Origin of the sequence: Streptomyces alkaliphilus (assembly GCF_014141535.1) — a bacterium.
Classification (GTDB): Bacteria; Actinomycetota; Actinomycetes; order Streptomycetales; family Streptomycetaceae; genus Streptomyces; species Streptomyces alkaliphilus.
Genome location: NZ_VKHT01001503.1, coordinates 1 through 832 on the forward strand (window position 1 = coordinate 1; position 832 = coordinate 832).

Consider the following 832-nt stretch of genomic DNA (forward strand, 5'->3'; position numbering starts at 1 on the left):
CCGCCCGACCCGGCCCGCCTGCCAGGTCCTCCTCGATCCCGATGAACAGGTCCGTGTCGGCCAGCCGGATCCGGTCCCCCGTGGTGGGCCCGTAGAGGTCGGCGTAGGCGGCGCGGTCCAGCACGGGACGATCGCCGGTGGCTCGCGTTACCGGGTCACTCGTCATCGAGCGGTCCCCCGATCTCCCCGCGCAGGCCCGCCACGATCCGCCCGCCGGCCACCGGGACCAGACCCACCTCGACCGGCAGTCCGGGTTCGAAGCGCACGGCGGTGCCGGCGGCGATGGCGAGGCGGCGGCCGCGGGCCGCCGCGCGGTCGAACTCCAGCCCGGGGTTGGCCTCGGCGAAGTGGTAGTGGGAACCGACCTGCACCGGTCGGTCGGCGGTGTTCAGGACGGTCAGGCGGATGATGTCCGCCCCGGTGTGGAGCTCCACCGGGGTCTCGGCGTACAGGATCTCTCCGGGAATCACGGGGTGCCTCCGGACCGGCAGATGGGCTCGTGGACGGTGACGAGCTTGGTGCCGTCCGGGAAAGTGGCCTCCACCTGCACGTCGTGGATCATCTCGGGCACTCCCTCCATGACCTCCTCACGGGTGAGGACGGTGCGGCCGGAGACCATCAGCTCGGCGACGGTGCGTCCGTCCCGCGCCCCCTCCAGCACGTGGACGGTGATCAGCGCCACCGCCTCGGGGTGGTTCAGGCGCAGCCCCCGGGCTCGGCGCCGCTCGGCGACGTCGGCGGCCAGGTGGACGAGCAGGCGCTCCTGTTCGTGTGGGGTCAGGCGCACCGGGACCGCCCCCCGCGGGGGCGTGCCGGGTGGCCGGGGGACCGG

Annotated in this window: 3 protein-coding genes; all 3 read right to left on the reverse strand. The window is 74.2% G+C overall.

What is annotated here, in order from left to right:
- The coding region (locus FNQ90_RS25335) for a hypothetical protein (RefSeq protein ID WP_182608450.1) at nt 1-166 on the reverse strand (166 nt) is incomplete at its 3' end.
- The gene (locus FNQ90_RS25340; RefSeq protein ID WP_182608451.1) at nt 156-470 is read right to left on the reverse strand and encodes an urease subunit beta; all 315 of its coding nucleotides are present in this window, start codon (nt 468-470) and stop codon (nt 156-158) included. The genes FNQ90_RS25335 and FNQ90_RS25340, both read right to left, overlap by 11 nt.
- Nucleotides 467-787 (reverse strand): urease subunit gamma, encoded by a 321-nt coding sequence (locus tag FNQ90_RS25345; protein ID WP_182608452.1) that lies wholly within the window; start codon nt 785-787, stop codon nt 467-469. Before FNQ90_RS25345 ends, FNQ90_RS25340 begins: the two co-directional genes overlap by 4 nt.
- Nucleotides 788-832 lie beyond the last annotated feature (45 nt).